We start from the raw sequence: 24,718 nt of genomic DNA, 5'->3' as shown, positions 1-24,718 counted from the left end.
TTCAATTATAATTCAATCAAAAATTATAAAAGAGCTTTAGCAGCATTTAAAGCAGCATCATAATCTGGTTCATTAGTGATTTCTGGAACGTACTGAACATATTTAACAACATTGTCTTTGTCTAATACAAATACAGCACGAGTAAGAAGTTGTAATTCTTTTAATAAAGTACCGAATTTTCTTCCGAAATCTTTTTGATTGTAGTCAGAAGCTACGATATGAGAAGCAGCATTAGCAGCAGCACACCATCTAGCTTGAGCAAATGGTAAGTCAACTGATACTGTTACAACTGTTACTCCTTTAAGAGAAGCAGCTTCTTTATTGAATCTTTTAGTTTGTATATCGCATACAGGTGTATCCAAAGATGGTACAGAAGAAATGATTTTTACTGTATCACCAGCATCTTTTAAAGACCATGGGCTTAAATCTGTTTTTAATACTGTGAAATCTAAAGCTTTAGCTCCAACTGTTAATTGAGCACCTTCTAAATTTTGTGTTGCACCTTGAAATGTAACTGTCATATTTTTAACTCCTTAAACAATTATTTTTATTAAAAATGAAAATAATTATTAATTTAATTATTTAAAGAAAATATATAATTATTAAAAAAAAAGTCAATAAAAAAATATTACAATTATATTCTTTTTCTAGATTCCAGCAATTTTAATCTTATTAAAAACTCCTTATTATATTTTATATCTATATCAACATCTTTTTTTGTGAAAGGATGAACAAAATGAATCTCTTTGGCAATTAAAGCAAAACCTTTCATTTTGTAAATACCAGCATTTTTTGAGTATATTTTATCGCCTATTATAGGATGTCCAATATATGAAAGATGTACCCTTATTTGATGAGTTCTTCCTGTCAAAGGTTTTAATTCAAGCAAAGTATGTTCATTCAATCTTTTTAAAACTTTGTAATGAGTTATTGCTGATTCTCCGCCTTCTTTTACTGATAATGGAATTCTTCTATTAGGATTTTTTTTGTCAATGCCTATAGATATATCTATTGTACCTTTTTCCTTTTCTACTTTTCCCTGAACTATAGCATGATACACTTTATTAATTGTTTTATCTTTAAAAGATTCTTCAAAATATTTTTTAGTTGCTTCATCTCTTGCAAGTATTACTATTCCTGAAGTAAATTTATCTATTCTATGAACTAAATATAAATTATCAATATGAGTATATTCTTTTTTTATTATATCTATTAAATTATTATCAACTTCAATTCCAGCTTCTTTATCAATAGCAATAAAATAATCATCTTCATAAATAATTTTCATTTCATATTCACTTTATAATTTTTATAATTTCATAATCTTTCTATAATCAAAGATATTCTAGTAAAAAAGTAATTCACATTCCTCAAACTTTCAGCTATAAGAAATATTAACTTTTCTCTGGTTTCTCTTTCTCCCCTTTCGCACATAAGTATAGTTGTAGAAAGAATAGTTTGAAGTATGCTTGCTTTTTTTTGATATTCTTTTACAAGATTCATAGTTTCATTATATAATTCATCTATATTATTCAAATTATTATTTATATTATTATATGTTTTTGATAAAATATTTCTAAACTCTTCTAATATATTTTTTAATTCTATATATGCTTTTTTTATATCAGCATCATTATCTTTTTTATATATACTATTAGCAATATTCAATGCCTTCTCTCTTATATTAACAACAGAAAAATTTTCAATACTTCCCTCTTCTATAGAATCTATCTTTACAGCTTCTTTAGTAATTCTCTTTATCTTCATATTTGAATATCTATCTCTGAATTGATTAAAATATTCCATCTGACTTTCAAATACAAATTCTGTAGGAGGATAATTATCTATATTAGTATTATTTTTTATAGCATTGAAATAGTATGATTCATAAGTTTTTAATTTATTAGTTTTATTCACCATATATTCATAAGAAAGTGCATGCTTAATATGTCTTTCATAAAAAGGATAGCTATTATCAAAACCTATCAATAATACTTCATCTAAACCAATATAATTAGCAAAATCTATCATAGCAGTTGCTACTGTGCTTGAAGTTGTAAGGCATGATAATTCAGTGAATTTTTGAATATATTTTATTATTCCTAAATTTTCAGAAGAAGTAAATCTTATAATATCAGCATTTATATTTCTAGGTATTATTTTATTTGCTGCTATATCCATAACTAAATACGGAAATGCTCTATTCTCATAAACAAAGTCCAAAGAATTAAAAAATCCTCCGTCTACAGTAATTATAAAATCAGGAATTATACCATGTTTACATAATACACTGTAACTAGTATCCACACATATAATAAAAAAATTCTCTCTTTCTTTTTTTATATATTCTATGCTATGCTTTAATGTAGGACCAGGGCATATAAGTAATGCCTTGAATCCTTTAAATGCATTTTTAAAATGAATTATATCTGATGATTTATTTATGTACTCACTATTAAATATTATATTTTTAGTCCATATATTTTCAAAATACATATTAGTAAATATATTAGATATTTCTTTCTCCATTATATTTAATATCTGAGTATAAAATATATTTGCATTATCCTTTTCTTCTTTGGTAAGCGATGGAAGAAGAACTAAATTAATACCGTTGATACTTTTATAATCAATGATATTGTTCACATAACTAATACTATCATCTTTATATATAAAAAATATATTATTATTATCAGTGTTATATATATTGTAATACGAATATTTAAAAACCGCAGCATCCTCTATAACAACTATTATTTTTAGAGTTTTTATGATTTCTTTATTAAAATATTCATCAATATTTTCAAGAAGATATTTTAAAGTATATCCTAATCCATATCCGTATATTATGAGAAGGTTTTTATTTTTATTTATATTTTCTAATGCTCTTTTGCATTCATTGTTTATATTATATTTACTATGTAAAGCTCTTCCATTTTTAGAGATTATTATAATATTATCTTTATTTTTTTCTATTTTGTATGAAGCGTCTAGTTCGCTCTGTTCTTCTTTTAATAAATTATGCAGTTTTACAGATATATTCATCTAATTATAATAACAAAAAAAATATAAAAATCAAATATATAGCAAAATATATAATAAAAAATAATTGACAATATTGATAATTATTATAAATTATAGTGGTATAACATTTATGAGGTATTTTTATGTCAACTTCACCATTAGGATATAATACTAAAACAGGAAAACCATATAAAGTAATGGTTATAGATGATTCTAGTACTATAAGAATAGCTGAAAGAAAGATATTGTTATCAGAAAACTTTGAGGTAATATTGGAAGCTGACGGTGCTATGGATGCTTTAACAAAACTTAGAGAAGCAGTAGATAAGCCGGATATAATAATGATGGATTTTGAAATGCCGCAGATGAACGGAATTGATTTGTTGAAAAGAATAAGAGCATTAAATATAGACGCCAAGATAATAGTTGTTACTTCTTATGCCAATAAAGGAGTATTGATGGAGTTCTTGAAATTAAAAGTAGACGGATATGTTGTAAAGCCGGTTCAGCGTCAAACTGTAATGTATAATTTAGCTAAGGTAATAGGAAGAGAAGATTATTTAAGATAGAATTATTCTATTAAATCTATAATTTATTTTTTATATAATTAAGAACTGAAAGCCAATTTTCAGAAATAAAAAGATATTGATGCAATAGTATAGTGTAAATTATATATTTTCTTCTTTATTATAGTATAATTTATATATTGATAATTTTAAGATAAAATGTTATAATTGTATGAATATTTTTTAAGGATATAGATATATGGCAGTAAAAAAGAATAAAGAAGATAATTCGGAAGAAAGACAATATTCCACACTGACAAAAGATATCTTGAAAAGAGTAGATCATATTTCAATAGAAAATGAATTAAGAGAATCTTATCTAACTTATGCTATGAGCGTTATCGTATCTAGGGCATTACCTGATGTTAGAGACGGTTTAAAACCTGTTCATAGAAGAATACTATATGCAATGTATGATGCTAATCTTACTCATGATAAGCCTTATAAGAAATCGGCGGCTACAGTAGGAGAAGTTTTAGCACGTTATCACCCACATGGAGACTCTGCTGTTTATGGTACTATGGTAAGAATGGCACAGGATTTCTCTATGCGTTATTTACTTGTAGACGGACAGGGAAACTTCGGTTCTATAGATGATGACCCGCCTGCAGCAATGCGTTATACTGAAGCTAGAATGACGCGTTTTGCTGAAGAGATGCTTAATGATATAGATAAAAAAACTGTAAAATTCGTACCGAACTTCGATGATTCCAGAACTGAACCTTCTGTGCTTCCTGCAACAGTGCCTCAGCTTTTAGTTAATGGAAGTATGGGTATTGCTATCGGTATGGCTACTAATATGCCTCCTCATAACTTGAAAGAGGTTGTAAATGCTATAGTTTATTATATAGATCATCAGGATGCTGAAATTAAGGACTTGATGCGTTATATACAAGGCCCTGACTTCCCTACTGCTGGAATTATATACGGTAAAGAAGGAATAAAAGAGGCTTATACTACAGGAAAAGGCAGAATTAAATTAAGAGCCAAACTCGAAATAGAAGAAACTAAGAGAGATAGAGAAGCTATAGTAGTAAAAGAACTTCCTTACGGTGTTGTAAAAACTACTTTGCATGAAAAAATAGCCGAATTAGTTAAACAAGGCAAAATTGAAGGCGTAGCAGATATAAGAGATGAATCAAGCAACAGAGCAGGTATTCGTCTTATAATAGAGCTTAAAAAAGGTGTTGCTACACAGATAGTTCTTAACCAATTATGGAAGCATACCGATTTAGAAACAACTTTCGGTATAATAAACCTTGCTTTGGTTAATGGAGAGCCTAAAGTATTAAATTTAAAAGAGCTTATCAAATATTTCGTTGATCATAGAGTTGAAGTAATAACAAAAAGAACAGAATATGATTTGGAGCAGGCTAAAGCTAAGGCTCATATATTAGAAGGCTTATTGATAGCACAGGCTAATATAGAAGAAGTTATAAGAATAATAAGAGAAAGCGAAAATACTGATGCTGCTAGAAATACTCTTATGAATAGATTTAAACTTTCTGAAAAACAGGCTCAGGCTATACTTGATATGCCTCTCAAACGCTTAACTGCTTTAGAAAAATTAAAAATAGAACAGGAATTACAGCAATTAAGAGAATTTATAGCTTATTGTGAAGATTTGCTTGCTCACCCAGAAAAAATACTAGCTGTTATTAAAGATGAACTTAAAAATATATCTGAAAAATACGGCGATGACAGAAGAAGTGAAATAATCGGAAAAACAAATGATACTGAAATAGATGAAGAAGATTTGATACATGATGAAGATGTGGCAGTATCTATAACTACTCAAGGATTCATTAAAAGAGTACCTGCTTCAAGCTATCGTACTCAAGGCAGAGGCGGCGTAGGTGTTCAAGGAGGAAAATCTCAAGGCGAGCATTATATAGAACATTTATTCGTTGCTTCTACTAAAGACTATTTATTCATATTTACAGACAGAGGTAAAGCTTTCTGGATGAAAGTGCATGAAATTCCTGCTTTAACTAAGATATCTCAGGGTAAAAGTATTAAATTTATACTTAACTTAGCTCCTGAAGAAAAGATTACAAGCTACTTTACAGTATCCGAATTTGATCCTAAACAATCTATAATTATGGTTACTAAAATGGGTACTATAAAGAAAATGGAATTAAAACATCTTGAAAATGCTAAAAAGAGAGGAATACTTGCTTTAACATTAGAAAATAATGATGAATTAGTTGCAGTTTCAGCTGTACAGACTGGAGATGATTTCATTATGACTACTGCTGCAGGACTTGCTTTAAGAATTACTGAAGAGAAAATCAGAAAAATGGGAAGAGCTGCTGCCGGAGTTAAAGGAATATCTTTAGATGATGATGATGTTTGTGTATCAGGAAATGCTATACATAAAGGCGAATCATTAATAGTTATTACAGAAAACGGAATAGGAAAAAGACTTTCTTCAAAACAATTCAATGTTAAAGGAAGAGGCGGCAAAGGACAGATTTATATCAAGCCGGATAATAAAACAGGAAATGTTGTCAGCGTAAAAACTGTAGGAGATAAAGATGAGATAATGGTTGTTACTACTGATGACATGACAATAAAAATCAAAGCTGATTCTATACCAGAACTTGGAAGAAATGCTAAGGGTGTAAAAATCGTTAATATTTCTGATGGTGCTAGGGTTAGTGATTTAGCTGTTGTACCTGCTGATAATGAAGAAAAGAAATAATAAATAGTTTTATTAACATATATTTTAAGCCTATATATTTTTATATAGGCTTAATTTTTTTAAAAGTTTGTAATTTTCTAAATTTTTGTTATATTAATAATATAAGGGAATACGTATTCAGAAATATTTGAAATGAAAGCTATTTTATTTCTTTAATTTTAATTAATTACAATTTTTTCTATTAAAGAAAAAAATTACTTATTAAATATATAAAAATATAGATAATATTAATATGTTGTTTTTTGGGGTTAAATTATGGATACTATATCAAAACTTCCTTATGAAGCTGAAATATTTATAAAGAGTAAATTTCTTAAAGCACAAATAGTAGAAATTGAAAAAAGCGAAAATATCTTCAAAGTAGAACTCGATAATGAAGTATTTATCACATTTGATGAAGACGGCAACTGGATTTCTATTAATAGCCAAAAAAGACTTCCGGAAGCTGTTATACCTGATGTAGTTCAAAACAAAATAAGTAAATTAAAAAGATTTGAAACAAAATATAAATACGAAAATTTAGATATTAATGAGATAAGAAGAATCATCAATTCGTATAGGGTAATATTAGATCATTATTTAGAAATGCATATATACAGCAATTAAATCATTTCAAACAGCGAACTATTTTACCGTTAGACATTTCATAAACATTATTAGCATAGGCTGCTATATTATGAGCATGTGTAACCATAATTATAGTAGTTCCTTGTTTATTTAAGGTTGTAAGTATTTCCATCAAAGTTTTTGTAGTTGCAGGATCGAGATCACTTGTAGGCTCATCAGCTATTAAGCATTTACAGCCATAAGCTAATGCTCTTAATATAGCAACCTTTTTCATTTCTCCACCTGATAGATTAGAGGCTTTAGAATATGTTTTATCTTTAAGAGCAAATAATTCTATATTTTCTTTAGTTTGATTTATTTTCTCTTCTGTAATTTTATGTTTGAAAGCTAAAGGCATTAATATATTATCTATAACGCTTATAGTAGGTATAATCACAGGATATTGAAATATATAAGAAAAATATTCTCTTCTAAAACTTGCAAGAACATCTTCATTAGCCCCATTCAATTTGAAAGAGTCATAATATATAGTACCGCCTGTAGGTTTAAGTATACCGCCTATTATACTAAGCAATGTACTTTTACCGCTTCCAGTATGTCCAACAAAACTTATAAAATCACCCTGATTAATATCTAAACTAATATCCTCACAGGCATTGAATTGATTAACTCCCAAAGGGAAAACCTTTGATACATTTATTATTTTTATATTCATAGTGTTCCCCTCAAATCATCATAAGGATCTTTGTGTAAAAGTATAGAGTTAGAAATAAAAGCTCCTATCATAAAGCCTACTATTAACACAGCATTAGCCAATAATACAACATAAGCACCATTTATTACATCAGAGAATTCTATCAAAGTTAATATATATGAACTGTATCTCAAATATAATATTAGCATTTCTATTATACAAATTACAAATGATACTAAAGGATATAAAAGACTTATTAATATCGCTAATTTTCTTATAGCTAATTTAGTAGCTCCGAATATACGCAAAGTAGAAAACATTCTGCTGTTTTTTGAAAATATGTATGAACTAGATATTGCAGAATATAATATTCCTATTATAAATATTCCTATAAATAAAGCGTATATAGAGAACTCTCTGAAGAAAGGTATATTTTCATTTAATAATATTTCATATTTCCATACCAAACTGAATATAGAAGTTACAGCCATAAGCTGTGATAATGAAATAAATATTATTATTGAAAAAACAATACTTCCTTTAATAAGTTTTGAAGCATATCCTATAGTTGAATTATACACAATAAAAACCTTTTATTTTTTTAACCTATTAGTAATATCTTTGTAAAATATAATACAGGTACTTCTAAATTCAATATCGATATTATTTATAATTACTTAAGCAAATTATTTTTACTATATAAAATGTAATTATCTTAATCTTCCGAATTCTATTGTATTAAATTTATCTACTTCTTCTATTAAAGGTATAGGATATTCAGACATATCTTTACCTTCTCTTAAGGTATTGTATATAGTTAAATTACTTTTCTTCCAATCGGATAATCTTTTTTTGTATTCTTTTGTATATCCTGAAGTCATCTCTAATTTGCCATTATTCAATATAAAACCTACAAACATATCTACTTTATCATTAGGTATAGAATCTCTTACATCATAAGCAACATAACTTAACGGCATTTTTTCATAATAATAAGCATTAGTGGCACTTTCTGCATACAAAAATATTCCTGTACCTCTTTTCATACCATTTACTTTATATTCAACATTTCCATTTTCTTTAAATGTATATAAATATCCATTAGGGGCTAGTACGCTTTTTCCTTTAACCACTTTTATCCACACACTATTGTATTTACTTTGAGAAACTTTAACATTAGATGCACAAGATGTTATAGTAAATAACAATATCACTATAGTATACAATTTCAACATAAGAATCCTTAACAAAATATTTTCTATATTCTCGGCATCAAAATTAATTATTATATAAAATTATATTTATATGTATTTTTCATAGTCTTTTCATTATAAACTATTGCTATTTAATAAAATAATATTTATTATATATGGATATTTTTAATACCTTATATAAACGGTAAAAGTAATATGCATAATAATGAATCAATATATACTGAATTAATAGAAAGATTTTCAAAAAGCAAAGAATTTTTAAATTTTGATATAAAAACTGCCAAAAGTTTAACAGGACTCAAAGGCGGAAGCGATTCTTTATTTTTTGCATCTCTTTTTAATAATAATGAAGAAAGTATTTTAATAATCAAAGAAAATGAAAGCGATGCTATGCTTTTAAGCCAATCTTTAAATTTTTATAATATACCTAATTATTATTTTCCTGATTATTATACTGTTCCTTTTACCAAAATGTCCCCTGTTACAGATATAGCACAGGATAGAATAAATATTTTATATAAATTAATAAATAAAGAAAAATGTATAATAATAACAACTGTAAATGCTGTAACTAGAAAATTACCTAATAGAAATGATTTGAAAAAACTGCCTATATATTTAAATGTAGGCGATAAATTGGATTTGGATAATTTAAGATTAACATTATATGATTTAGGATATGTTATAGAGAGAGAAGTTGCTGAAAAAGGCACTGCTTCTGTGAGAGGAAGTATAGTAGATGTATTTTCTGTAGAATATAATAATCCTATTAGAATAGAATTATTTGATGAGGAAATAGAAAGTATAAGACTATTCAATGTAGAAGATGGAAGATCTTTCAAAAGTGTAGAAAATATAATTATTTACCCTGTAAGAGAAGCTATTTACAGTGATTCGGCGGTAAGCGAATTTTTAAATAATAATGAAATTGAAGATGAACTAAAAGACAATATAACAAAAAGAAAGTATTTCGCCGGAAGTGAAAATTTACTGCCTATTTTTTATAACGAACTACAAACTATATTTGATTATTTTGATTATGGTTATATATTCATTGATGATGCTTTAAAATTAAAAAATAAGCTCATAACTATTATAGATACTATAAAAGAAAATTTTAATGATATAGATAATATGTTTACTATAATAGAAGATATTTATAAACTTTATATTGATAATAATTATTTTTCTGAAATAGTAAAAAAATCAATAAATATATCACCTTTCATAACGGACATAGATATATATAAATTTCATTTTGAAGAAGGCGTTTCTTTTAAATCGAGATTAACAGATTTTCTTGATTATGTTAAAGAATATAGAGAGAAAGATTATTTAATTATACTATCTACAGGACATCATGATCAGGCATTGAGATTCTATAAGATAATGCAGGATTTATCGCCTACTATCATAACTGAAAATGGAATAGAAAATAATAATGAAGAAAAAGATCATCAAGATAAAGAAATCACTGACAATAAAGAAATAAACAATGATAATAATTTAGAAAATTCTGAAATTAATAATGAAGACAATAAAGAAATAATTCTTGAAGATACTAATAAAAAAGAAGAAATAAAAAAAGATTATTCAAAAAATGAAAATAATTTTTATATAATAACAACACAAGCATCATCAGGATTCATAAAAGATGATATAAAAACAATATTCATAGCGGACTGGGAAGTATTCGGAAGAAAAAGAAAAAAAGTAAGAAAGATACCTAAAGTTAATAAAAACTTAATAGAAACATTTGTAGATTTGAATGTTGGAGATTATGCTGTTCATGTTAATTATGGTATAGGAAAGTATTTGGGACTAACAAGAAAAATGTCCAATGGTAAAGAAAAAGATTATATCACATTGGAATATGCTAAGGGAGATAAACTTTATATACCTGTAGAGCAGATGAACTTCGTACAGAAATATATATCCGGTCATGGAGAAGCCCCAAAATTAACACAGTTAGGCGGAAGTGCTTGGGATAAAATAAAGAGCAAGGCAAGAGAAGATGCATTAGCTACTGCAAGGGAATTAATAAAACTTTATGCTATAAGATCCAATATCAGAGGAAATGTTTATGGACCTGATACTCAATGGCAGGACGATTTTGAAGCTTCATTTCGTTATGAGGAAACAGTTGATCAGTTGAGGGCTATTAATGATATAAAAGACGATATGGAAAGCGGCAAGATGATGGATAGGCTTGTATGCGGCGATGTTGGATTTGGAAAAACAGAAGTGGCATTTAGAGCGGTATTTAAAGCTATAATGGCAGGAAAACAATGTGCTATACTCTGCCCTACTACGATATTATCTCAGCAGCATTATAATAATGCTAAAAAAAGATTTGAAGACTTCCCTATTAGAATAGAAGTTTTAAATAGATTCGTTACAAGCAAACAAGCTAAAAAGAATAAAGAATTATTAAAAGAAGGTTCATGCGATTTGATAGTCGGTACTCATATGCTCTTATCAAAAGACGTGGAGTTTAAAAATCTAGGACTTATAGTTATAGATGAAGAGCAGAGATTCGGAGTTAAACATAAAGAAGCATTAAAAAAATTAAGATTAGAAACTGATGTTCTTACACTTTCAGCTACTCCTATACCTAGAACTTTAAATATGGCTTTAACAGGAATAAGAGATATAAGCATAATAGAAACTCCTCCATTAAACAGAATACCTGTAAAAACTTTTGTTACAGAGTTCACAGAAGATGCTGTTGTAAATGCCATAGAAAGAGAATTAAAAAGAGACGGACAAGTATTCTATCTTTATAACAGAATAGATACTATAGAATCATTCGCACTTATGATAAAAAAACTTTGTCCTAAAGCAAGAATATGCGTTGCCCATGGAAGAATGACAGGACATCAGCTTGAAAAAATTATGGGCGACTTTATTAATCATAAATATGATATATTAGTTTCTACTACAATAATAGAAAACGGAATAGATATACCAAATGCCAATACTATACTAATAGATAATGCAAATAAATTAGGATTATCCGAGCTTTATCAATTAAGAGGAAGAGTTGGAAGAAGCGACAGAGAGGCTTATGCTTATATGTTCTATCCTAGCGATTTAGCATTAACAGAAGTTGCATATAAAAGACTTGAAGCTATATCCGAGCATACTGATTTAGGTGCGGGTTTTAAAATAGCTATGCGTGATTTAGAAATTAGAGGTGCAGGAAATATTTTAGGTAAAGAACAATCCGGTATGATATATCAGGTTGGTTATGAATTATATACTCAAATGCTAGAAGAAGCTGCAAATGAATATAAAGGCGAAATAAAAGAAGTAACATTCGATACTGTTATAGACTTAAAGCATAATTTATTTATTCCTGATTCTTATATAGCCGATTCAAAAGAAAAAATATCCGCTTATAAATTAATAATGCGTTCTCAAAGTGATGAAGATATTGAATATGCTAAAGAGTTTATGATAGATAAATATGGAAAACTTCCGAAAGAATTAGAAGATATTTTCGATATTGCCAAATTAAAAATTATATTAAAAAGAATGAGAATATTATCTGTTATAGAAGGACAGTATAATATATATCTTAAACTTGATAAACTCTCAAAAATAGATACTGACAAACTTATAAAATTAATCAATACAAAAAATTCAGGAGTTTATTTTGATAAAGATAATCTTAATCAATTAATAATACCAGTTATACATGAAAAAGAAAATGATATAGAATGGAAATTAGAAAAAATAAAAAATGTCATCCTAGAAATAGAAGGCGAAAATTATACAGCAGATACTAATTCAAAAAATGATAAGAATATAAATGATAATCAAGAAGAGCATTCTAAAATGAGCATTGCAGAAGCTAATATAAAAAATAACAAAAACAATAGAAAAAGAACCGTATCAAGAAAATCTCCTAAATTAATAAAAGTAAATAAAAAATAATTATAATATTTGATTCATTAAACTATATTAAGTATGATAATATGCTACAAATTATACTTAATATAGTTTTTTTATATATTTTTTGATTGAAATTGATTATTTTTGATTGATTTTGATTGATTTTTATAGTTTTTTTGATATAATTATTAATATAAAGATTAGAAAAAGGAATGATAAAGGTGCTGAAAGTAAGCAGATATGAATTGATTTTTGAAGTTATAAAAGAGAAAAAGAATATCAAAATTGAAGAATTGATTGAAAGGCTTAACGTTTCAGAGGCAACAATTAGAAGAGATTTAACTTTTCTTGAAAAAGCAGGAAAGATAAGAAGAGTTCATGGCGGTGCTATATTAGTTGATACTCAGGAAGAAAGTTTAATATACAAAAAAGAAATATACTCAGAAGAAAAAGAAAAAATAGGAAAGCTTGCTGCTTCATTAGTTGAAAGCGGTAATACAATATATTTAGATGCAGGCACTAGTATTTTTGCTATGATTAAATATTTAGCCGGAATAGAAAACATAAAAGTAGTAACTAACGGATTAAGTCATGTAGAAGAGCTTTATAACAAAAAAATAGAAACATACTTAATAGGCGGAAAGATGAAAATGCTTACAGGTGCTTTAGTTGGAGCTAGTGCCGTTTTATCAATAAAGAATTTTAATTTTGATTTGGCATTTATGGGAGCAAATGGAATAGATATTGACGGATACTCTACTCCTGACAGTGAAGAAGCTTTGATAAAAAGTGAAGCTGCTTCAAAAGCAAATAAAACTTATTTTCTATGCGATGAATCAAAATTAAAAAAGAAAAGTTTGATTAATTTTTATAACTTGGAAGATTCTTATTTGATAACAAATGCAAAAGAAATAGATGATAATATAAAAAATAAATTAAAAGATTTATACATTGTCAATTAATAAAAAGTGAGGGATTATTTATGATATATACTTTAACATTAAATCCGGCTGTAGACTATTATATAGACATGAATAACTTTGAAGAGGGAGATTTAAACAAAGTTAATAATGCCTATACATTAGCCGGAGGAAAAGGAATTAATGTTTCCAAAGTTTTAAAAAATTTCAATATTGATTCTATTGCTTTGGGATTCTCTGGAGGATTTACAGGAGATTATATAAAAAAGCATCTTAAAGGATACGGCATAAAAGAAAATTTTATTGATTTAGAAGAAGATACAAGAATCAATATAAAATTAAAAACAAATAAAACAGAAAGCGAAATAGCAGGAAAATCTCCTAATATTTCAAAAGAAAAAGTTAATGAACTATTAAACTATATAAAAAACAATATAAAAGAAAATGATATATTGGTTTTATCTGGAAGCGTTCCTAATTCTATTGAAAGTTCTATATACAAAGATATTATATCAAATGCAAATAAAAATATAAAAGTAATATTAGATGCAAGAGATGAAGCATTCAAATTCGGATTAAAAGAAAAAGTATTTCTCACAAAACCTAATAAAAAAGAATTAAGCGAATACTTTAATAAAAATATAGAATCAGCAGATGACATCATAAAATATGCAAGAGAATTAATAAAAGAAGGAAGCGAAAATGTAATAGTTTCTTTAGGAAAAGATGGTTCTATACTTGTAACAAAAGATGAGGCATATATAGGAAATGCTCCTGATGGAAAATTGATTAGTTCTGTAGGTTCTGGAGATTCAATGGTAGCTGGTATAGTTTACGGAATAAGCAATAATTTAAATATAATTGATTCTTATAAATATGCTATAGCAAGCGGAAGTTCTACAGCATGTTCTGAAGGATTAACTACATTTGAAAATATGAATAAATTTCTAGAAAAAGTAGAAATAAAAAAAATTAATTAAAGTTTATAAAGTTAATATAAATGGAGGCTAAAAATGCTAAAAGATGTTATAACTTTAGATTGTATTAATACAGATCTAAAGGGAACAACTAAATCAGAAATTATAGATGAAATGGTAGATATTCTCTATAATAACGGTAAATTAAATGACAGAGAAGAGTATAAACAAGAAATACTAAAAAGAGAAGCACAAAGCTCAACAGGTATGGAAGAAGGAATAGCAATACCTCATGGTAAAACTAAAGCCGTAAAAATTCCTACTGTTGCAATAGGTATTTCAAAGAAAGGTGTTGATTATGAATCATTAGACGGAGAGCCTTCTCATTTATTTTTTATGATAGCAGCTCCTGAAAACCCAAATGATTCTCATATAGAATTATTATCAAAAATCACTACCCTTCTTCTTGAAGATGATATAAGAGAAGCACTTTTAAATGCAAAAAGCAAAGAAGAAGTTTTAGATATATTAATAAAAAATGCTGAAAAAGATAATGAAAACTCATCATTAAATCAGGAAACTAATAACAGCAATGATTCATATCAAGTATTAGCAGTAACAGCCTGCCCTACTGGAATAGCACATACTTATATGGCTGCCGATGCCTTGCTTAAAAAAGGTAAAGAACTTGGAATCACTATCAAAGTAGAAACTAATGGTTCAAGCGGTGTAAAAAATGAACTTACAAAAGATGAAATAAAAAATGCCAAAGGTATAATAGTAGCTGCTGATAAAAATGTTGCTATGGAAAGATTTGCAGGAAAGAATGTTGATATAGTTGGAGTAAAAGAGGCAATAAAAAATCCTGAACAATTAATAAAAAATGCTATGAATCAAACAGCTCCTATATATCATAGCAATGAAGATAATACTCAAACTTCAAATAAATTTGCTAAGAAGCCAAAAACAGGCGTATATAAACATTTGATGTCAGGCGTATCAAATATGCTTCCATTCGTTGTAGGCGGAGGTATATTAATAGCATTTTCATTTATGTTCGGTATTAATGCCAGCAATCCGAATGATCCTTCATACAATTACTTTGCTAAACTTTTAAATGATATAGGAGGAGGAAATGCATTCTTCCTAATGGTTCCTGTAATGGCAGCATTCATTGGTATGAGTATCGCTGACAGATCTGGATTTGCTCCTGCTATGGTTGGAGGATTAATATCATTAAACAGCGGCGGAGGATTTTTAGGCGGTTTGATAGGAGGATTTTTAGGCGGATACATCACTCTTTTATTAAAAAAAGTATTTAATAAATTGCCTGAAAGTTTGGACGGAATTAAACCTGTTTTACTATATCCTTTATTTGGTATATTCATTACAGGTGCTATAATGTATTTATTCATTGTTAATCCAATAGCTGCAATCAATACAGGAATTTCAAATTTCTTAAAAAACTTAGGAACAGGAAACTTAATATTATTAGGTGCTTTACTCGGTGCTATGATGTCCACTGATATGGGAGGACCTATAAATAAAGCTGCTTTCACTTTCGGTATAGCTATGATAGCTTCAGGACAGTACGCTCCTCATGCCGCAGTTATGGCTGGCGGAATGGTACCTCCTTTGGGAATAGCTTTGGCTACTACAATATTCAGAAATAAATTCTCTGCTGATGAAAGAGATGCCGGAAAAACATGCTATGTTATGGGACTTTCATTCATTACTGAAGGTGCTATACCATTTGCCGCATCAGACCCTATAAGAGTAATTCCTTCCTGTATGATAGGTGCTGCAATTTCTGGTGCTTTGACTATGGCTTTTCATATAGAACTTAGAGCCCCTCATGGCGGAATATTCGTTTTGCCTATAGTTAATAATCCTATAATGTATTTACTTGCTATAGTAGTTGGTTCTGTAATAACTGCTATTATACTTGGATTTATTAAGAAACCTGCGGAAAATTAACATATATCTTCTTACAAAAAAGGCTGTATCCTAAAATAAAGATACAGCCTAACTTTTTACTTCATCATAAAACTATACAAAACTATTCTAAATAACAATGATGGAATCTATGAAATCCTAGAGGATCATAATAAACACCTTTTAATTTAGGAGATACAAGCAAAGGTTCTGTATAATAATATATAGGTATTATAGCTTCTTCTCTCATTAGCATTTCTTCTGCCTTATGCATAGTCTGCATTCTAAACTTTTGATCTCCTGAAAGCATAACTTGATTTATTATATCATCATAAGCCTTATTACTATAAACACTATAATTATTAGGAGAATAACTTAAACATAAAGTCATAAAGTTTATAGGATCATCAAAATCTCCGTTCCATGCTCCTCTTGCCATAGTAATGTTTCTGTCGTATCTTGTTTGCAAAAATACTGCCCATTCTTCCTGAGTCAAAGTTACATCAATACCAAGATTTTCTTTCCACATCTGCTGAACTGCTTCAAATATTTTTACATGCAGTCCCGGATCTGTTTTAAACTCCATAACAGGAAAACCTTCTCCATTAGGATATCCTGCCTCAGCCATTAATTTTTTAGCTTCCTCAACATTTTTAGTATATCCGTCTTTAGTTATATCTATATATTCCCCGCCGTTTTTTCTGAAATCTCCTTCATAGTCAGATATTCCAAAAGGAACTAAAGCACCTGCAGGTCTCTCGCCTCCTCTTGTAATTTGCTCTACTATATAATTTCTGTCAATGGCAAGAGATAATGCTCTTCTTACTCTTACATCTTTTAATATTTCATTAGTTAAATTCAAGCAGTAATAATATGAAGATATTCTAGGTTCTATCACTATAAGTCCTTCATCTTGAAGTGTCTTTATATCTTGTCTTGGGAAAGATCTTGCAAAATGCAAAGAACCTGCTTTAACTCCTGCAACAGAAGCAGTTTCATTTTCCATAAGAACAAATGTAATCTTATCAGGCACTATATCTTCTACATTCCAATAATTAGTATTTTTTACCATTACAAGGCTTTCATCTCTGTTTCTTTCTATAAGTTTAAAAGCTCCGTTTCCTATATAAGTATCAGCATTTAAAGTCCATTCATCTCCGTACTGTTCTATAATATCTTTTCTAAGCGGATAAAATGTAGGGAAACTTAAAAGCTCTAAAAAATATGCTGTAGGAGCTTCAAGCTGAACTTCTAAAGTATAATCATCTATTGCTTTTATACCTAAACTTTCTTTAGGCATAGTACCTGCTGTTATTGCTTTAGCATTTTTTACAGGTTCATGCTGATATCCATATTGACTTCCTGTAGCAGGATCAACAACCCTTTGCCAAGAATATACAAAATCATCAGCAACAACTGATTTTCCATCTGTCCATTTTGAATTTGTTCTAAGTTTGAATGTATAAATAAGTCCGTCCTCACTTATCTCCCAGCTTTCAGCCACACCCGGAATCAATTTTCCTTCAGAATCTTTTTCTATCAATCCTTCAAATGTATGCATCAAATAAAATACTGCATCTGAAGTTACATTTATACTAGGATCTATAGTATTTGGTTCTGGACCTGTATTAATAAATATAGATATGCCGTCTTCTGATTTATTATTATTTGAACATGATATTATGAATGATATAAAAATCATAAATAAAATAAATATTTTTTTCATTTATAATTAACTCCTAACATTATATATAAAATTAATCTTCTAAATATGCTTTCATAAAACTATGCTGTCCCATAGAATCATATAAAACACCTTTCAATTTAGGTGATACTAATATAGGCTCGCTTGAGAAATATATAGGTATCATTGCCATATCAGCTATTAATAATTCTTCAGCTTTATGCATGGTCATCATTCTATGAGATGAATCTGTAATTAATGTAGCTGTTTTTATCAAATCATCATATCTTTTATTAGTATAAAGACTATTATTATTTGGAGATGTGCTTAAAAATACTGAAAGAAAATTAATAGGGTCATTAAAATCTCCATTCCATCCGCCGCTTGCCATTTCAAAATTTTTATCAAATCTTTGAGTGAATAAATCTGATGATTCTAATTCTTCTATATTTACATCAATACCTAAATTATCTTTCCACATCTTTTGTATAGCTTCAAATATTTTTCTATGCATTCCGTAAGTAGTTTTTAAAGTCAATACAGGAAAACCATTTCCATTAGGATAGCCCGCAAGAATCATAAGTCTTTTTGCTTCTCTAATATTATTTTCATAATTTTTTTTATCTATATCTATATAATCACCGCCATTTTCTCTGAAATCTCCAAAGAAACAAGGTATGCCATAAGGTACAAAAGCTGTAGCAGGTCTTTCTCCGTTTTTTGTAACACTTTCAACTATATAGTTTCTGTCAATTGCAAGAGATAATGCCTTTCTTACATTTATATCACATAATGTTTTATTAGTAGTGTTTAAAAAATAAAAATATGTTGATATTCTAGGTACATTATGTATATATCCGCCTCTTTGCAATAAAGCTATATGCTCTAATGGAAAATGTCTTGAGAAATGAAGCTGTCCGCTTTTCAAAGCACTTAAAGAATATTGATTATCATTTTTCATTACAAACTCTAATCTGCTTGGTATAACTTCTTTATTATTCCAATAGAATTCATTTTTCTCCATAATAAGAACATCATCTATTTTTCTCTCTACAACTTTAAAAGGTCCGTTACCAATAAAAGTTTCTGCTTTTTCTGTCCAATTAGTCTCATATAGTCTTATAATATCTTCTCTCAAAGGATAAAATGTAGGATAGGATAAAATTTCAAGAAAATAAGTTAATGGTCTATCCAAAACAATTTCTAATGTATAATCATCTATAGCTTCTACACCTAAATATTTTGTTTCAATTTCTCCATCAAGAATATTTTTAGAATTATTTATAACATCATATTGATATGCAAATTTACTTTTAGTATTAGGATCAAATAATCTCCTAAAAGAATAAACAAAATCTTTAGCTAAAACAGGATTACCATCAGACCAATAAGCATCTTGTCTTAAATTAAATGTATATACAAGTCCGTCAGCACTTATAGCCCAGCTTTTAGCAGCGGCAGGTATTATTTTACCGTCTTTATCTTTACCTACTAAACCTTCAAATATATGATTTAAATATATTAAACTATCTCCTGTTACATTGATACTAGGATCCATAGTATGCGGTTCCTGACCTATATTTATGACTAATGAGAAATATTTACCTTGAGGAGGTGTATGAGTAATAGTTTCCTCTATTTTTGTGCATGATATAGTTAAAGACATTAAAATAATTATGAAAATATAAAATTTTTTAAACATTTTATTATCCAAATGATATTTAGTTAAATTAAGTATATATTTTATAACATATAATGTCAAATAATATTATTTTATTAGTTTAAAATATTCTATTATATTCTTTAATTCTTCAGATTCTTCATTAATAGATTTAGAGTTTTCAGAAGCCCCTTTCACAAATTTAGAATCATTATTTGACTTATGATCATTTGATTTTTTTGACATAGAATCATCAGATACTTTGTAAGTTTTACCTTTTAAAGCATTAATAACAGAATTCAAATATTTTATAGTATTATCCTGATTGACATCCGTATCTATAATAACATCATCTGATTTTATATTATCTATATTATCCGATTTTGTTTTAGATTTGTTTTTATTAAAGAAATTTATTACTGGTATTACCTTCTTGTTTATAATATTAGGTACTATTATAATAATTAAAATAATTATGATAGAAATCATGATACCAATCATTACGGAAATTTTATAATTATTTTTTAATACCATAATTGACGGTATAGCAACTTCAATTCCCCAATATACATCATCAAATAGATTTATAGGCTTTACAATATAAAAATACCTATTAGATTTTTTTACATTATATTTTTCTACTATTAAACTTTCATTAGAGTTTATCATATTTAGTATATTATGATTATCATAAGGATGATATAAATTAGTAAAATTTTCACCTATAATTTCACTATCTGTATTGCAGTAAATGATATTTCCATTTTCATCGAATAAAGTGGCAGATATATCCTTTCCATCATCAAAATTCATACTATCAGAACTCACATCTAAACCAATTACACCTATAATTTCATCATTATTGGAATATATAGGCATTAAACATGTTTGTACTTGCTTATACCTATTTTGCATCTGAACACTATATATAGGAGTTATGTACATATTATTTTTTTCTATTGTATCTTCAATAAATGATAACTTTAATTGCAAATTTTCAGTACCAAGTCTTGATATATTGCCGTCTTTATCTTTACCCATATATATACCAAATCGTCCGTTTATATTTTTATACCAACTATCATTCTTATATGCATTATCATTATCAATTGCATTTGGAAGAAAAAGCAAAAAAACCGCTTCAGCATTTTCACTTATTTTCTTTGAAAATTTACACATAACATTTTCATATATTTTTCTATCTCTTATATTACTGCAGTATAATTCTTCAGAAACAAATTTTATACCTTTCATGAAATTTAATTCATTATTGATTAAATCTCTCATATTTAATAATTGAACTTCAGATATTTGATCGATTGTTACTAAAGACATATCTCTGGAAATATTATAGGTATGCAAAATAGTCAAAATACCTGCTGACATTATTATAATTATTATAGGTATAATAATAAATAAACTTACTTTTATATTTAAACAATTTCTACAACTCATAATCTTATAATATTTAAGTTAAATAATAATTTTTATACTTCTATTCTTTTAGTTTAAAATATTTTATTATTTTTTGCAATTCCCTTGACTCTTCTAATAGAGATTTTAAATTTTTATTTACATTATTTACAAGATTGGAATTCTTATTTTGATCCATTTCATTATTATTGCAGCAGTCATTTATTTTATCTACAATCTCATATATATTATTTGAGTCTTCAGAAATTTTATTGGCAGTTCCTTTTACAGAATTAATTAAATCATTCAAATATACAACTGTATCATTAATTTCTCTGCTCATATCTCCAATTTCATCATTCATCTTTAAATAGTTTGCAGAAACCCTCCAAGATATATCGCCTTCCTTTATTTTTGTAATATTATCATTTAAATTATTCATTACAGATAATAGTTTTTTATTAATGATAAATGGAACAATAATAAATATAGAAATAATTATCACTGCTATAATAATCCACATCATTATCATAATTTGATAATTATTAAAAAACTCTGCTTTACTATCAACAGCTAATTCTATTCCCCAATATACATCATCAAAAACATGCAAAGGTGTAAAAAGATTATAATATTTACTCGAAGTTTTTTTATTATATGATTCTTTCCAAACAGTATTGTTAGAATATATGGTATTTTCTAAATCACTGCTTTCATATACATCTGATAAATTAGTAATATTTTCTCCTATGCTGTATATATCTGTTGTACAGTACATTATATTACCATTTTCATTAAATAAAGATATTGTAAATCCATTTGTATCTTCATAAAATATAATATTATCTAAAGATAAATTCAAAGAAGACACCCCAATCATTTCATTATCCTTAGAAAATATTGGTATTGAATATGTATACATAGGTTTATATTTTCCTTGTACAGGATAATAATTTAAAGTTGTAATATAAGGTTTTCTGCTTGTTATAGTTGTATTCAAATAAGTATATTCTAAATCAGATGCCCTTAAACTAATTCTAGATATATTACTTTCACCATCTTTAACTAAAGATATTCCTAATCGTCCATTAATATCATGATAAAGAGGATTATTAATATACATACTGTCATTATCAATAACATTAGTAAAAAATATTAAAGATACTGATGCTGCATTAGTACTCATTTCATGAGCAAACCTATTCATTAAATCTTCATACGATTCTCTTTTTCTAACATCATAGCTATATAAATTTTCTACAGAATATTTTATATTATTTAGGTAATTTAATTCAACATCAATTATATTTTCTATTTCATATATCTCTTTTTCAGCCATTTGAGATATTATAAATAGCGTCATTTCCTTTGTCATTTTATATGTATATATTGTATTGATAATCCCAAATAGTAATATTATTGCTACAATAGGCATTAAAATTAATAAACTTATTTTAATATTTATACTTACTTTATTGTTCATTATATCCGCAGTCTTTCCTCTTATTGTAATTTAAAATATCCTATAACATCTATAAGTTCATTAGCTTCATTAAGCAGAGCCTGAGAAGCAGCTGTAGCCTCTTCTACTAAAGCGGCATTTTTTTGTACTGAAGAATCCATATTTGTAATGGCAGAATCTACCTGCTCTATTCCTTTCTGCTGTTCCTGAGAAGCTACATTAATTCTATCCATTATATTAGAAGCACTATCCATCTTTACAGATATATCTTCAAATATTTCTTTAGATTCTCTTACACTCTCAGAAGCCAAATTTGTTTTTTCATTACTATCAGCTATTAAAGCAGTGATACTTTTTACAGATTCCTGAGTATTTTGAGCAAGGTTTCTTACTTCACTAGCTACTACAGCAAATCCGCGTCCTTGTTCGCCTGCTCTAGCTGCCTCTACTGAAGCATTTAAAGCCAATATATTAGTTTGAAAAGCTATTCCCTCTATAAGTTTAGTAATATCCATTATTTTGGTACTAGCTTCATATACATCATTCATCTTATTTACACTATCTTCTACTATAGCACCAGCCTTATTCAAAGATTCCTTAGCATCTGATACCATAGAAGTGCTTTGTGCAACACTTTCTGCTGATTCTTTTATAGCACTAGCCATCTCATTCATAGATGCTGCTGTTTCTTCCAAGCTAGAAGCCTGCGACTCAGTTCTTTGTGCTAAGTCATTATTACCTTCCAAAACTTGGTTTGCTTCTATAGAAACTCTTTCGGCAGCATTTTTTACTGTCTTTACAACTTTATTTAAATTATTAATTATACTATCTAAACTATTAGCTATATCTCCCCACTCATCATTCATATTAAGAAATTGTTTAGATATTTTAAAAGATATATCTCCTTTAGCAATTTTCTGCATATCTTTAGATAAAGAGATTATTACATTCACAACTTTACTTTTAATTATAATAGGAATCATTATAAATGCTATTATGATAATAATTAAAGATATAATTATCATAACAATACGTATAACATCACTCTCTTTGAAAATATCTTTATTTGAAGCCATTATCTCAAGTATCCAATATTGTCCTGCTGATACCTCTAAAGGAACAAAATAATATGTAGCATCTCCTTTATAATAAGCTGTATAATTTTCAAATGATACTGTGCCGCCGCTTGATACTTTCTCAAATACACTATAATCTTTGTAATGAGCATATAAATCATACATATTTTTACCTAAATTTTCTGTTTCTCCGGCATCATAAAGTACATTGCCGTAATGATCATATAACAATCCTTCTGAATTTGCAAAAGGCTGTATATTTTTCATAGTAGGATTTAATGTTTCTATTTTTATATCAGTAGTTATAACACCTATAGGCTTATTTTGATACATTATAGGTATTGCCCAAGTATACATTTTTACTACATCATTATTTCCAAGATCAAAGTCATATATACCAGATAAATACTCTCTAGCTTTTGATATAGGCTCTTTATAATAATCAGCATTTATATCAGCAGCAGATAAAGCCCGTTCCTCAATATTATTTCCAGATGTTCTTGATATATAATAAGTTTGCTGTCCTTTTGTTAAAGGATAAACATTACTATATGCCACATCATTACCAACTATATTAGGCTCAAAAGCCAACATAACTCCAACTACTGTATCAGGAAGAACTCTAAAAAAATTTCTAGCTACAGCTTCATAAGCATTTCTATCTGTAACTCCTGAATTATACATATTTTCTACTATATATTTCAGACCAGTTATTTGATAAAGATCTTCTTTAACTACAGCCGTTAATTTATTTCCTTCTCCTTTGGCTACTTCCTCCAATATTTGATACGACAATTTACTGCTGGCATTTTGTACATAAATAATGTTCACTATATTCGATATTGCTAGCATTATTAGTAATGGTATTAATATGATTAAACTAATTTTTACTTGAAGACTTACTCTTTTAAACATAAATAAAACCTCTATATAAAATTAATCTTTTACATTTATAATGTCTAAAACTATAATAAAAACTAGGAAT

General features: G+C 27.5%; 18 protein-coding genes. 7 read left to right on the top strand and 11 right to left on the bottom strand.

Going from position 1 to position 24,718, the window contains the following annotated elements:
- Nucleotides 1-23: 23 nt before the first annotated feature.
- From tpx to Q0K19_RS05730, 3 genes are all read right to left on the bottom strand, one after another.
- Nucleotides 24-521 (bottom strand): thiol peroxidase, encoded by a 498-nt coding sequence (gene tpx, locus Q0K19_RS05740; protein WP_048594926.1) that lies wholly within the window; start codon nucleotides 519-521, stop codon nucleotides 24-26.
- Nucleotides 522-634: 113 nt separating this feature from the next.
- The gene (locus Q0K19_RS05735) at nucleotides 635-1,288 is read right to left on the bottom strand and encodes an RluA family pseudouridine synthase (protein ID WP_297246213.1); all 654 of its coding nucleotides are present in this window, start codon (nucleotides 1,286-1,288) and stop codon (nucleotides 635-637) included.
- A 29-nt stretch (nucleotides 1,289-1,317) separates the two neighbouring features.
- Nucleotides 1,318-3,045 (bottom strand): 6-hydroxymethylpterin diphosphokinase MptE-like protein, encoded by a 1,728-nt coding sequence (locus tag Q0K19_RS05730; protein WP_297246211.1) that lies wholly within the window; start codon nucleotides 3,043-3,045, stop codon nucleotides 1,318-1,320.
- Between the two features lie 122 nt (nucleotides 3,046-3,167).
- Here Q0K19_RS05730 and Q0K19_RS05725 point away from each other — a divergent pair, with 122 nt between their 5' ends.
- The 3 genes from Q0K19_RS05725 (at nucleotide 3,168) to Q0K19_RS05715 (ending at nucleotide 6,900) form a co-directional block, all read left to right on the top strand.
- Nucleotides 3,168-3,593, top strand: coding sequence for a response regulator (locus tag Q0K19_RS05725; protein WP_297246209.1), 426 nt, complete (start codon nucleotides 3,168-3,170; stop codon nucleotides 3,591-3,593).
- Nucleotides 3,594-3,789: 196 nt separating this feature from the next.
- Nucleotides 3,790-6,294 carry a DNA gyrase subunit A gene (gene gyrA, locus Q0K19_RS05720; protein ID WP_297246207.1) on the top strand — a complete coding sequence of 835 codons (2,505 nt, stop codon included), beginning with the start codon at nucleotides 3,790-3,792 and terminating at the stop codon, nucleotides 6,292-6,294.
- A 255-nt stretch (nucleotides 6,295-6,549) separates the two neighbouring features.
- Complete coding sequence (locus Q0K19_RS05715) at nucleotides 6,550-6,900, top strand: PepSY-like domain-containing protein (protein WP_297246206.1); 351 nt, start codon at nucleotides 6,550-6,552, stop codon at nucleotides 6,898-6,900.
- A gap of 1 nt (nucleotide 6,901) precedes the next feature.
- Here the strand turns inward: Q0K19_RS05715 and Q0K19_RS05710 are convergent, their stop codons facing one another.
- The 3 genes from Q0K19_RS05710 to Q0K19_RS05700 all read right to left on the bottom strand — a co-directional run bounded on the left by Q0K19_RS05710 (nucleotide 6,902) and on the right by Q0K19_RS05700 (nucleotide 8,790).
- Nucleotides 6,902-7,576 carry an ABC transporter ATP-binding protein gene (locus Q0K19_RS05710; RefSeq protein ID WP_014488466.1) on the bottom strand — a complete coding sequence of 225 codons (675 nt, stop codon included), beginning with the start codon at nucleotides 7,574-7,576 and terminating at the stop codon, nucleotides 6,902-6,904.
- Nucleotides 7,573-8,136, bottom strand: a complete 564-nt coding sequence (locus Q0K19_RS05705) for a hypothetical protein (protein WP_297246203.1) — start codon at nucleotides 8,134-8,136, stop codon at nucleotides 7,573-7,575. Before Q0K19_RS05705 ends, Q0K19_RS05710 begins: the two co-directional genes overlap by 4 nt.
- A 129-nt stretch (nucleotides 8,137-8,265) precedes the next feature.
- A complete protein-coding gene (locus Q0K19_RS05700; protein WP_297246201.1) occupies nucleotides 8,266-8,790 on the bottom strand; it encodes a hypothetical protein in 525 nt (174 codons plus the stop codon).
- 174 nt (nucleotides 8,791-8,964) lie between these two features.
- On the opposite strand from Q0K19_RS05700, the gene mfd reads away from it, so the two are divergent.
- The 4 genes from mfd to Q0K19_RS05680 all read left to right on the top strand — a co-directional run bounded on the left by mfd (nucleotide 8,965) and on the right by Q0K19_RS05680 (nucleotide 16,480).
- Nucleotides 8,965-12,708: a transcription-repair coupling factor gene (mfd, locus tag Q0K19_RS05695; protein ID WP_297246199.1), complete on the top strand. Its 3,744-nt coding sequence runs from the start codon at nucleotides 8,965-8,967 to the stop codon at nucleotides 12,706-12,708.
- A gap of 179 nt (nucleotides 12,709-12,887) precedes the next feature.
- Nucleotides 12,888-13,628, top strand: a complete 741-nt coding sequence (locus tag Q0K19_RS05690) for a DeoR/GlpR family DNA-binding transcription regulator (protein WP_335868094.1) — start codon at nucleotides 12,888-12,890, stop codon at nucleotides 13,626-13,628.
- Between the two features lie 20 nt (nucleotides 13,629-13,648).
- Nucleotides 13,649-14,566, top strand: a complete 918-nt coding sequence (gene pfkB, locus Q0K19_RS05685; RefSeq protein WP_297246194.1) for a 1-phosphofructokinase — start codon at nucleotides 13,649-13,651, stop codon at nucleotides 14,564-14,566.
- 33 nt (nucleotides 14,567-14,599) lie between these two features.
- Nucleotides 14,600-16,480, top strand: a complete 1,881-nt coding sequence (locus tag Q0K19_RS05680; RefSeq protein ID WP_297246192.1) for a fructose-specific PTS transporter subunit EIIC — start codon at nucleotides 14,600-14,602, stop codon at nucleotides 16,478-16,480.
- An 82-nt stretch (nucleotides 16,481-16,562) separates the two neighbouring features.
- On the opposite strand, the gene Q0K19_RS05675 is transcribed toward Q0K19_RS05680, so the two are convergent.
- The 5 genes from Q0K19_RS05675 to Q0K19_RS05655 form a co-directional block, all read right to left on the bottom strand.
- Nucleotides 16,563-18,164 (bottom strand): peptide ABC transporter substrate-binding protein, encoded by a 1,602-nt coding sequence (locus tag Q0K19_RS05675; RefSeq protein WP_297246190.1) that lies wholly within the window; start codon nucleotides 18,162-18,164, stop codon nucleotides 16,563-16,565.
- A 31-nt stretch (nucleotides 18,165-18,195) separates the two neighbouring features.
- Entirely contained in the window at nucleotides 18,196-19,824 is a 1,629-nt protein-coding gene (locus Q0K19_RS05670; protein WP_297246188.1) for a peptide ABC transporter substrate-binding protein, read from the bottom strand.
- 66 nt (nucleotides 19,825-19,890) lie between these two features.
- Nucleotides 19,891-21,153, bottom strand: coding sequence for a chemotaxis protein (locus tag Q0K19_RS05665; protein WP_297246186.1), 1,263 nt, complete (start codon nucleotides 21,151-21,153; stop codon nucleotides 19,891-19,893).
- Nucleotides 21,154-21,277: 124 nt separating this feature from the next.
- Entirely contained in the window at nucleotides 21,278-22,678 is a 1,401-nt protein-coding gene (locus tag Q0K19_RS05660) for a methyl-accepting chemotaxis protein (RefSeq protein ID WP_297246184.1), read from the bottom strand.
- 20 nt (nucleotides 22,679-22,698) lie between these two features.
- The gene (locus tag Q0K19_RS05655) at nucleotides 22,699-24,648 is read right to left on the bottom strand and encodes a methyl-accepting chemotaxis protein (RefSeq protein WP_297246182.1); all 1,950 of its coding nucleotides are present in this window, start codon (nucleotides 24,646-24,648) and stop codon (nucleotides 22,699-22,701) included.
- Between the last annotated feature and the right edge of the window lie 70 nt (nucleotides 24,649-24,718).

Source organism: uncultured Brachyspira sp., from assembly GCF_944393015.1.
In the GTDB taxonomy this organism is placed as follows: Bacteria; Spirochaetota; Brachyspiria; order Brachyspirales; family Brachyspiraceae; genus Brachyspira.
Note: the sequence above shows the minus strand (reverse complement) of the source record. Positions and strands in the feature narration are given on the sequence as shown.

Coding starts and splice junctions, on each gene's coding strand:
- tpx (WP_048594926.1), bottom strand. CDS start 521: ATGACAGTTACATTTCAAGGTGCAACACAAAATTTAGAAGGTGCTCAA.
- Q0K19_RS05735 (WP_297246213.1), bottom strand. CDS start 1,288: ATGAAAATTATTTATGAAGATGATTATTTTATTGCTATTGATAAAGAA.
- Q0K19_RS05730 (WP_297246211.1), bottom strand. CDS start 3,045: ATGAATATATCTGTAAAACTGCATAATTTATTAAAAGAAGAACAGAGC.
- Q0K19_RS05725 (WP_297246209.1), top strand. CDS start 3,168: ATGTCAACTTCACCATTAGGATATAATACTAAAACAGGAAAACCATAT.
- gyrA (WP_297246207.1), top strand. CDS start 3,790: ATGGCAGTAAAAAAGAATAAAGAAGATAATTCGGAAGAAAGACAATAT.
- Q0K19_RS05715 (WP_297246206.1), top strand. CDS start 6,550: ATGGATACTATATCAAAACTTCCTTATGAAGCTGAAATATTTATAAAG.
- Q0K19_RS05710 (WP_014488466.1), bottom strand. CDS start 7,576: ATGAATATAAAAATAATAAATGTATCAAAGGTTTTCCCTTTGGGAGTT.
- Q0K19_RS05700 (WP_297246201.1), bottom strand. CDS start 8,790: ATGTTGAAATTGTATACTATAGTGATATTGTTATTTACTATAACATCT.
- mfd (WP_297246199.1), top strand. CDS start 8,965: ATGCATAATAATGAATCAATATATACTGAATTAATAGAAAGATTTTCA.
- pfkB (WP_297246194.1), top strand. CDS start 13,649: ATGATATATACTTTAACATTAAATCCGGCTGTAGACTATTATATAGAC.
- Q0K19_RS05680 (WP_297246192.1), top strand. CDS start 14,600: ATGCTAAAAGATGTTATAACTTTAGATTGTATTAATACAGATCTAAAG.
- Q0K19_RS05675 (WP_297246190.1), bottom strand. CDS start 18,164: ATGAAAAAAATATTTATTTTATTTATGATTTTTATATCATTCATAATA.
- Q0K19_RS05670 (WP_297246188.1), bottom strand. CDS start 19,824: ATGTTTAAAAAATTTTATATTTTCATAATTATTTTAATGTCTTTAACT.
- Q0K19_RS05660 (WP_297246184.1), bottom strand. CDS start 22,678: ATGAACAATAAAGTAAGTATAAATATTAAAATAAGTTTATTAATTTTA.
- Q0K19_RS05655 (WP_297246182.1), bottom strand. CDS start 24,648: ATGTTTAAAAGAGTAAGTCTTCAAGTAAAAATTAGTTTAATCATATTA.